This window comes from Actinomadura montaniterrae (assembly GCF_008923365.1).
GTDB lineage: Bacteria > Actinomycetota > Actinomycetes > Streptosporangiales > Streptosporangiaceae > Spirillospora > Spirillospora montaniterrae.
Map to the genome: position 1 here is coordinate 1 of NZ_WBMR01000293.1, position 9,337 is coordinate 9,337.

General features: G+C 74.7%; 8 protein-coding genes and 1 pseudogene. 6 read left to right on the forward strand and 3 right to left on the reverse strand.

The features are described from left to right. Positions 1-24: 24 nt before the first annotated feature. Positions 25-1,542: a flavin monoamine oxidase family protein gene (locus F9B16_RS45850; RefSeq protein ID WP_225992287.1), complete on the reverse strand. Its 1,518-nt coding sequence runs from the start codon at positions 1,540-1,542 to the stop codon at positions 25-27. Between the two features lie 185 nt (positions 1,543-1,727). Here F9B16_RS45850 and F9B16_RS45855 point away from each other — a divergent pair, with 185 nt between their 5' ends. The 6 genes from F9B16_RS45855 (at position 1,728) to F9B16_RS45880 (ending at position 6,580) form a co-directional block, all read left to right on the forward strand. Further along, a complete protein-coding gene (locus tag F9B16_RS45855; protein WP_151544968.1) occupies positions 1,728-2,816 on the forward strand; it encodes a M24 family metallopeptidase in 1,089 nt (362 codons plus the stop codon). 42 nt (positions 2,817-2,858) lie between these two features. Then, positions 2,859-3,416: an elongation factor P gene (gene efp / locus F9B16_RS45860; protein ID WP_151544967.1), complete on the forward strand. Its 558-nt coding sequence runs from the start codon at positions 2,859-2,861 to the stop codon at positions 3,414-3,416. A 1-nt stretch (position 3,417) separates the two neighbouring features. Further along, positions 3,418-3,834, forward strand: coding sequence for a transcription antitermination factor NusB (gene nusB, locus F9B16_RS45865; protein ID WP_151544966.1), 417 nt, complete (start codon positions 3,418-3,420; stop codon positions 3,832-3,834). Between the two features lie 57 nt (positions 3,835-3,891). Further along, positions 3,892-4,677, forward strand: a complete 786-nt coding sequence (locus F9B16_RS45870) for a methyltransferase domain-containing protein (protein ID WP_151546561.1) — start codon at positions 3,892-3,894, stop codon at positions 4,675-4,677. A gap of 100 nt (positions 4,678-4,777) precedes the next feature. Then, positions 4,778-6,043: a DNA polymerase IV gene (locus F9B16_RS45875; RefSeq protein ID WP_151544964.1), complete on the forward strand. Its 1,266-nt coding sequence runs from the start codon at positions 4,778-4,780 to the stop codon at positions 6,041-6,043. A gap of 147 nt (positions 6,044-6,190) precedes the next feature. Next, on the forward strand, positions 6,191-6,580 hold the full coding sequence (locus F9B16_RS45880) for a DUF3040 domain-containing protein (RefSeq protein WP_151544963.1): 390 nt from the start codon (positions 6,191-6,193) through the stop codon (positions 6,578-6,580). 47 nt (positions 6,581-6,627) lie between these two features. Here the strand turns inward: F9B16_RS45880 and F9B16_RS45885 are convergent, their stop codons facing one another. Beyond that, entirely contained in the window at positions 6,628-9,159 is a 2,532-nt protein-coding gene (locus tag F9B16_RS45885) for a transglutaminase TgpA family protein (RefSeq protein ID WP_225992532.1), read from the reverse strand. Next, a pseudogene (locus tag F9B16_RS53265) lies at positions 9,156-9,337 on the reverse strand (membrane fusogenic activity family protein); the annotation flags it as partial. The gene F9B16_RS45885 and the pseudogene F9B16_RS53265, both read right to left, overlap by 4 nt.

Here is a 9,337-nt window from a genome sequence, read left to right on the forward strand (position 1 = left end):
CCGCGACTCGACGTCATGCGGGCGTCAGAGGGCGGCGTTGACCTCCTTGGCGACGCGCTCGCCGGAGCGGACCGCGCCGTCCATGTAGCCGGTCCAGTAGTCGGACGTCTCGGTGCCCGCCCAGTGGATCGGGCCGCAGGGCGCCCGCAGCGCCTCGCCGAAGCCGGTCAGGACGCCGGGCGGGGCGACGCCGACCGGGCCGCCGCCGCTCCAGATCTCGTTGTCCCAGCGCTGGAACGCGGTCCGCACCGGGGTCTTGGCCTTGTCGCCGTAGAAGTTCGCGAACGCGGCGAGGCCCGCGGCCCGCACCTCGTCCGCCGAGGCCCCGTCCAGCTTGCGGATGTTGGCCTGGTTCATGAAGCCCATCATGATGCCGCGCGACCCGTCCGGCGGGCTGTTGTCGAACGTCGCGTCGATCGCGCCGCTGTCGGAGACGGCCTGCCCGGTCAGCCCGTCCGCGCGCCAGAACGGGGTGTCGTACACGGCGACGAACTTGCAGATCGAGCCCATGGGGTAGCGCTGCATCAGCTGCGCGCGGGCCGCGGGCAGCGCCGGCGAGAAGTCGATCTTCCCGGCGATCGCCGGGGACATCGCGACGACGACCCGCTTGGCCGACACCGTGAGCCCGTCGGCGGTCACGGTGACGGCGCCGCCGTCCGTCGAGATCGCCCGGACCGCCGTGTTGTAGCGGATGACGTCGCCGAGCTTGGCGGCCAGCCGGACGGGCACCTCCTGCGACCCGCCGACGAACCGGGACTCCTGCCCGCCGCCCTTGGTGTCGATGAGGCGGTCGACCGAGCCGGGGTTGCTCTCGTTGCCCGCCGACGCGATGTAGTTCAGGACGTACAGCAGCGACACGTCCTGCGAGCGCACCGACAGCGTGGAGCTGATGAACTCGTCCATCAGGAACCGCGCGCCGCTGCTCAGCGAGTTGGACCGGGACCAGGTGTAGAAGGTCTGCGCGTCCCACTCCTCGGCCTTGGCGGCCTTCCACGGCTGCCCGACCGGGACGTCCTTGGCCATGCTCCCGAGCTTGAGCAGCGCCACCTCCAGGTCGACCACGCCCCAGTCGGGCGGGACCGCTCCCAGGACGCCGTCGGTGGCGTACAGGGACCGCTGCCCGTTGCGGTAGTAGACGTTCTTGCCGGTGTTGTAGGTCGGGAACGTCGCGACGCCCATGTCCTTGGCGAGCGCGGCGATGCGGTCCTGCGTCGGGCCGATGAACTCGGCGCCGCCCTCGCTGGTGGTGCCGTCGCCGAGCGGCATGCCGTACACGCGGCCGCCGGGCCGCTCGCGGGCCTCCAGGACGATCACGGACAGGCCGGCGGCGACCAGGTCGCGGGCGGCGGCGAGGCCGGACAGCCCGGCGCCGACGATCACGACGTCGGCGGTGGCGTTGTCGGCCATGGGGGCGGCCGGGGCGGTGGCGGGGCGGGTGAGGGTCTTCGCGGCGGCGGCGGGCGCCGCGGCCGCGGAGACCACGGCTCCGGCGGCGGTGAGCGCGCCCGTTCCGAGCAATCTGCGGCGGCTGACTCGGGTCAAGGGGAATCCCTCCAGGGACGTCCGGTGCGGGGGGACGGGGCGGGATGAAACGATCACTCGCCGAGGCACGCTAGGCCACCCGCGGCCCGGAAGTCGAGCGATTCTCATGTTCTGTGACCGCGTCGAGACGGGCCGGGCCACCGCCGGCCGCGTGCTCTAGAGTCCTGACCATGGGGGAGGCGCACATGCAGGAGACACAGGGGGACGGGCACGCCGCGCGGCGCCGCCGGCTGGCCGCGCTCGTCGCCGACGCGGGCGCCGGCGCCGTCCTCGTCACCCGGCTCGTCAACGTCCGCTACCTCACCGGCCTCGACAGCTCCAACGCCGCGCTGCTCGTCCCGGCGGACGGCCCCGCCGTGCTCGCCACCGACGGCCGCTACGCCGGGATGGCCGCCGAGGTCTGCCCCGAGATGGAGACCCTCGTCGAGCGGCGGGCCGCCGAGGCGCTCACCACCCGCGCCGCCGCGTCCGGCCACCGCGTCCTCGGCTTCGAGGCGCACGACCTCACCGTCGAGCGGCACGCCGCGCTCGCCGAGGCCGCCGACATCCCGCTGCGGCCGCTCGGCCACCTCGTCGAGGACCTCCGCCGGGTCAAGGACGAGGAGGAGATCGGCCTGCTGCGGGAGGCGTGCGCCATCACCGACCGCGCCTTCGAGGCCGTCCTGCCGGAGATCCGCGCCGGCGTCACCGAGCGGGCCGTCGCGATCGCCCTCGAACGGGCCATGGTCGACTTCGGCGCCGAGGGCCCCGCGTTCGACTCGATCGTCGCGTCCGGGCCGAACGGCGCCGTCCCGCACCACCACCCCGGCGGCCGCGAGCTGCAGCGCGGCGACCTCGTCACCCTCGACTTCGGCGCGCGCTACGGCGGCTACCACGCCGACATGACCCGCACCGTCGCGATCGGCGAACCCGCCGGCTGGCAGCGCGACCTCTACGCCCTCGTCCTGCGCGCGCAGCTCGCCTCGATCGCCGCCGCCCGCCCCGGCGCCGAGACCAGGGACGTCGACGCCGCCGCCCGCGGCCCCATCACGGACGCCGGGCACGGGGACGCGTTCACCCACGGCCTCGGGCACGGCGTCGGCCTGGAGATCCACGAGGCACCGCTCATGGGGTACGACAGGACCGGTAAGCTGATGGATCGAGTTCCGATCACCGCGGAGCCGGGGGTGTACCTGGCGGGCCGGGGCGGAGTCCGGATCGAGGACACCTTGGTCGTCCGCCCGGGCGGCCCGGAGCTCCTCACCACAACGACGAAGGACCTGCTCGTCCTCTGACGTCCGGTCAGCGAGCGGGCCCGCGACCGGGAGAATGACGCAGTGGCGACGACGAACGACCTCAAGAACGGCATGACGCTGAACCTCGACGGCCAGCTGTGGACCGTCCAGGAGTTCCAGCACGTCAAGCCCGGCAAGGGCGGCGCGTTCGTCCGCACCAAGCTCAAGAACGTGCTGTCGGGCAAGGTCGTCGACAAGACCTTCAACGCCGGCACCAAGGTCGACGTGGCGAGCGTGGACAAGCGCGAGATGCAGTACCTCTACCGCGAGGGCGAGGACTTCGTCTTCATGGACACCGAGACCTACGACCAGCCGCACATCCCCGCGGCCACGGTCGGCGACGCCGCGAACTACCTGCTGCCCGAGCAGAACGCCGTGATCGCGTTCAACAACGAGAACCCGCTCTACGTCGAGCTGCCCGCCGCCGTGGTGCTGGAGATCACCGAGACCGAGCCGGGCCTGCAGGGCGACCGCTCCACCGGCGGCAGCAAGCCCGCCACCCTGGAGACCGGCGCGCAGATCCAGGTGCCGCTGTTCATCACCACGGGCGAGAAGGTCAAGGTCGACACCCGCTCCGGCGAGTACCTCGGCCGCGGCTGAGATGGCGGCACGGACCAAGGCCCGCAAGCTCGCCCTCGACATCCTGTTCGCGGCGGAGCTGCGGGAGGAGCAGCCGACGGCGGTGCTGGCGGCGCGCGGCCGTCCCAACCAGGACGAGCTGTCGGAGTACCCGCACGCGGTGCGGCTGATCGAGGGCGTCCAGGAGCACCGGGAGCGCATCGACGAGCTGATCGCCACCTACGCGACCGGCTGGACGCTGGAGCGGATGCCGGTCGTCGACCGCAACATCCTGCGGATGGGCGCCTACGAGCTGCTGTGGGTGGACGACGTCCCGGACGGCGTCGCGGTGAGCGAGGCGGTCGGCCTCGCCACCGAGCTGTCGACCGACGAGTCGCCCCGGTTCGTCAACGGCCTACTGGCGCGGCTGCAGCAGCTCAAGCCGTCCCTGTCGCTCTGACGGCGAATCGTCGCCTGGCGCCCGTCCGCGGGCGGCGGGCGGCTAGGGTGGGCGGGGATGAACGACGTTAGCGGAGCGGCCGTGGCCGGCCGGCAGCAGAAGCGGGTGCGCGGGAGCAGCCGCGTGCGCAGCGCGGTCCTGTGGGAGGCGCTGCGCACGGTCCTGGACCGCATCGCCCCCGAGGCCGGCCGGAGCGACGTCGTGGACGTCGGCGGCGGCACCGGCGGGTTCGCGGTGCCGCTCGCCGAGCTCGGCCACCGCGTCACGGTCGTGGACGCCAACCCGGACGCGCTGGCCGCGCTGGAGCGCCGCGCCGCCGAGTCCGGCGTGCGGGTCCGGGCCGTCCAGGGCGACGCGGTCGACCTGCCGGACCTGCTCGGCGGCGGCGCCGCCGACCTGGTGCTGTGCCACAGCGTGCTGGAGTACGTCGACGACCCGGCCGCGGCGATGGCCGCGCTGACCGCCGCCGTCCGCCCGGGCGGGTCGGTGAGCGTGCTGGTGGCCGGGCAGGTCGCCGCCGCGCTGCACCGCGCCGTGTCCGGCCACTTCGACGACGCGCGGCGGGTGCTGACGGACGTGTCCGGGCGGTGGGGCGAGGGCGACCGGATGCCCCGCCGGTTCACCCGCGAGACGCTGACGGCGCTGGTGCGCGGCGCGGGCCTGCGGGTCGCCGAGCTGCACGGCGTGCGGATCTTCGCGGACCTGGTGCCGAGCGGGATGCTGGACGGCGACGCCGGCTCGGCGGAGGCGCTGATCGCGCTGGAGTCCGTCGCGGCGGTGCACCCGGTGCTGCGCGACCTGGCCACCCAGCTGCACCTGGTGGCCGACAAGCCGGCCGAGTAGATCACGTGAGCGGAGCGAACCGGCGAACACGGCAGCGGAGCTCACGCATGGCCGAGCCGCTGGGCGAGGCAGCCTCCGAGCCGCTGGGCGAGGAGGCCGCGTGAGCCGCAAGCAGCAGCTGCACCGGCCCGGTCCGCAGCCGGGGCCGCCCGCCGACGACACCGGCTGCTCGATCCTGCACGTGGACATGGACGCGTTCTTCGTCAGCGTCGAGCTGCTGGAGCGGCCGGAGCTGCGGGGCCGCCCGGTGGTGGTGGGCGGCGCGGGGCCGCGCGGGGTGGTGTCCGCCGCGTCGTACGAGGCCCGGAAGTTCGGGGTGCACTCGGCGATGCCGATGTCGCGGGCGCGGCGGCTGTGCCCGCAGGCGGTGGTGCTGCCGGTCAGCCACGGCAAGTACGGGCGGGTGTCGGCGGCCGTCTTCGAGATCTTCCGGTCCATCACCCCGCTGGTGGAGGGCCTGTCGCTGGACGAGGCGTTCCTCGACGTGGCGGGCGCGCTCCGGCGCCTCGGCCGCCCCGCCGAGATCGCCCGGATGATCCGCGAGCAGGTCCGCGCGCAGCAGGGCATCACCTGCTCGGTCGGCGTCGCGAGCACCAAGTTCGTCGCCAAGCTCGCCTCGACCCGCTGCAAGCCGGACGGCCTGCTCGTGGTGCCCGCCGACGGCGTCGTCGACTTCCTGCACCCGCTGCCCGTCGCGTCCCTGTGGGGCGTGGGGGAGCGGACGGAGCAGACGCTGACCCGGCTCGGGCTGCGGACGGTCGGGCAGCTCGCGCAGGTCCCCCTTACGACGCTGCAGCGCGAGCTCGGCAACGCGATGGGCGCGCATCTGCACGAGCTGGCGTGGGGCCGCGACCCGCGCGAGGTCGTCCCGCACACCCCGGACAAGAGCATCGGCGCGGAGGAGACGTTCGACACCGACGTCGACGACCCGGAGGTGATCCGCCGGGAGCTGCTGCGGCTGGCCGAGAAGGTCGGTGCGCGGCTGCGCGCGTCGGGGAACGCGGGACGCACGGTGAGCGTCAAACTCCGGATGGCGAACTTCAAGACGATCACCCGGGCGCGGACCCTCCGCGAACCCACCGATCTGGCGCGTGTGATCTATGTCACAGCCTGCGAGCTCTATGAGGGCGCGGGCCTGGAACGGGTACGACTCCGTCTGGTCGGGGTGCGGGTCGAGAACCTGTGCCCCGCCGGCGAGGCCCCCCGTCAGCTCGCCTTCGACGAGCCGGAACGCGGCTGGCGCGAGGCCGAGCGCGCGATGGACCAGGTGGCGAACCGGTTCGGCCATGGCGCCGTCCGACCCGCCGCCTTGGTCGAGCGCGCGCACGACGGTGACGCACGCGACGGCAGGGACGGGAGACGATGAAAGAAGGCGGTGAGCTGACCGGTATGGGGCCCTGGACCCGCCGTTCGCTTTCGTACGCCGGTGAGTGCTCGTATTCTGGGCATATCACCGTTGACGTTCCCGTCCCGCATCGGATACCCCGCCGCGGGGCTGTCGTTGGGAGGCGCCGTGCCGCTGTCTGAGCACGAACAGCGCATGCTCGAGCAGATCGAGCAGCAGCTGTACGCCGAGGATCCGAAGTTCGCGCACGCCGTCCGGTCGACCAACCCTCAGGTGCACTACAAGCGCCGCATCATCAAGGCCGCGCTCGGGTTCGTCGTCGGTGTCTGCGCGCTGATGGCCGGGCTCGTCATCAACGCCGGGACCGCGACCATCGCGGTCAGCGTGGCCGGCTTCCTGCTCATGGTGGTCTGCTGCGTGTGGGCCCTCACGAGCTGGAAGCGGATGACCGGCATCGGGAACGAGCCCGCGCGGCGCGGCCGCCAGGCCCGTCCCGCCAAGGCCGGCTTCATGGAGCGCATGGAGGAACGCTGGCGCCGCCGCACCGAAGGCGAGTGAACCGGCCGCACCGGCCTCACTGAGCGGCGCCGCGGGCCTGCGAGGCCCTAGCGGCGCCGCATGCGGTTCGGCAGGTCGTTGAGGCGGTCGGCGAGGTCGGCCGCGCGGGTGCCGGCGCCGCGCAGCGCGGACCGCGTCTGCGCCATCGCCGACGGCGGGAAGACCCGGGCGCGCCAGCGGGCCCGGCGCCCCACGGACGCCGCGAACGCCGCGCGGACCGTCCGCACGTCGGCGCGCAGCCGCTCGGGCGGGTCGGCGGGCCGGGACCGCGCGTAGAGGGCCAGCTCTTCGGCGCGGGCGATGCGGCCGAGCGCCTCCGCGGGGACCGCGTCCAGTTCCAGCAGCTCGCCGAGCCGCCGCGCCGCCGCGCGCGGCGAGTCGCTCGGCCGCCACTCCAGCCCGTGGTCGAGGGCGTCGGCGCGCATCTCCTGCCATGCCGCGTGCGCGGCGCCGCTGCTGTCCCGGCCACCGTCCGGGGTGCCGTCCGGGGTGCCGTGCAGGACGCCGTTCAGGACGCCGTCCGGCGCGCCGCCGCGGCCGTCCTGCCGAAGAAGACCCAGGTCCCCGCCGCGCCTCTGCGGCGGCGCCGACAGCACCGCCCAGCGTCGGCGCCGGGTCAGCGCCCGCAGCACCATCGGGACCGCGAGGAGCAGCAGCACCAGCACCCCGCCCGCGATCCACGGCGCCGCCGACAGCCCGCCGTCCCCGGAGTCCTCCTCGGTGAGGCCGCCCTGGGGGCCGGTGTCGTTGCGGTGCGGCGCCGCCTGCGGCGACGCGGACGACCGGTCCGGCCCCGACGACGTCTCCGGGGTCGGCAGCGCGTCGTCGCCCTGCCGGCCGCCGCCGCCCGCGGGCCGGCTGTAGGCCGGCGTCACCGCGGTGCCCTGCCCGGCCGCGCCGGACGGCGTCGGCTCGAACCGCACCCAGCCCGACCCCTCGAAGTACAGCTCCGGCCACGCGTGCGCGTCCCGCGACCGCACCACCCACGTCCCCGGCTGCGTCTGCGTGCCGGACGTGTAGCCCATCGCGACCCGCGACGGGATGCCGACGATCCGCGCCATCAGCGCCATCGACGCGGCGAACTGCTCGCAGTACCCGCGCTTGCTGCGCAGCAGGAAGTCGACGAGGTCGTTGCCGTGCTGCGGCGCCGGCGTCGACAGGTCGTAGGTGAACCCGCCGGTCAGGGTGAACCAGCGCTGCAGCTTCACCGCCTGCGCCCGCGCCGTCGCCGCGCCCGCCGTCACGTTCTGCGCGAGCGTCCTGACCTGCGGCGGGATGTTCTTCGGGACGGCGGTGTAGTGCGAGACGACGTCGGCCGGATACCCGACCGCGGCGGACAGGTCGGACGCGGACGGGTCGGCGCGCAGGCTCTTGACGGTGTAGGCGCGGCCGCCCGCCGAGTCGCTCAGCGAGTAGATCATCAGCGACTGCCGGTGCACCCGCCAGTCGCCCTTGATCGACACCCGGGTCGGCGCGTACGGCACCGGCAGGAAGGTCATGTCGCGGACCTCGCCGCTCACCTTCACCTGCGTCGTCACCTCGTGTACCGGGGCGATGCTCAGCCCGGGCGGCGGCGGCAGCGTCCGGCCCGACAGCCGGTCCGCGGCGCTGCTGCTCAGCCGGCTGTAGGTCCACCGGTCGCCGTCGAACCGGTCGAGGGCGTACAGGCGCAGGTAGTCGGGGCCGTCCGGGTCGTCGGTGTGGTAGGTGAGGACGACCGAGTCGTCCAGCCGGGTCAGCTCCCGCTTCAGGCTGACGAGCGGGTCCGGCGTCGTGACCGTCTGGGTGCCCTTGCCGCGACCGCCGCCGCCCATGCCGAACACGCCGCGCGGGTGGATCCCGGGGATCGCCATCGGCAGCACCACCGCGATCGCCACCGACCCGACCGCGATCCGCCGCCCGCTCGCCGCCCGCCGGCCGCCGTCGGTCCGCACGCGCTGGCCGCTCGGCGGCTCCGCCCCGGCCAGCGGCAGCTCGCCGCCGTGCCGGTGGACGGTGACCGCCCGGCCCCAGCCGCCGACCTGCTCGCGCGCGTCGGCCATCAGCAGCGCGAGGAAGCCGATCGCGCCGATGCCGAACGCCAGCCACCCGACGCCGTCCTGGCGGACCGCGGCGGGCACGCTGTACATCGCCAGCAGCGGCAGCCCGGCCGGCGCCGCCCGGCGCAGCCGCACCGCCAGCAGGTCGACCAGCACCGCGACCACGCCGATCCCGGCGGCGACCAGCAGCCCGATCCCCGGCACCAGCGGCACCGGCGCCGCGTACCGGTTCGCCGCGCTCCAGCCGTCCCCGGCGAGGTCGATGAGGTGCGACAGCGAGCCGGGCGACGGGACGACCCCGAGCCACGCCTCGCCCCTCGCGTACGCCACGGTCAGGTACAGCAGCAGCGCCGCCAGCCCGCACAGCGGGTCCAGCACGGCCGGGAGCCGCAGGCGGCGCGAGATGAGCCCGCCGCAGGCCGCCGCCAGCACCGCGGCGACGCCCGTCCAGAACCACCGGCCGCCGGCGAACAGCGGGTACAGGCCGATCGAGCAGGCCAGCGTCGCCACCGCCGCCACGATCGTCATCCGGATCCTCATGCCGCGCCTCCGGTGGCGTCAGCCGCCTTGTCCGCCGCCTTGTCCGCCGCTTCGTCCCTCTCGGTGCCAGGACCCGCGCCGGGCCCCGCGTCCGCCGTCGCCGCGGCGGTCCCGCCGGGCTCGTCCGCCGCGGCGGGGCTCCGCGGACCGGCCCCCGCCTGCCCGGCGCCCGCCCACG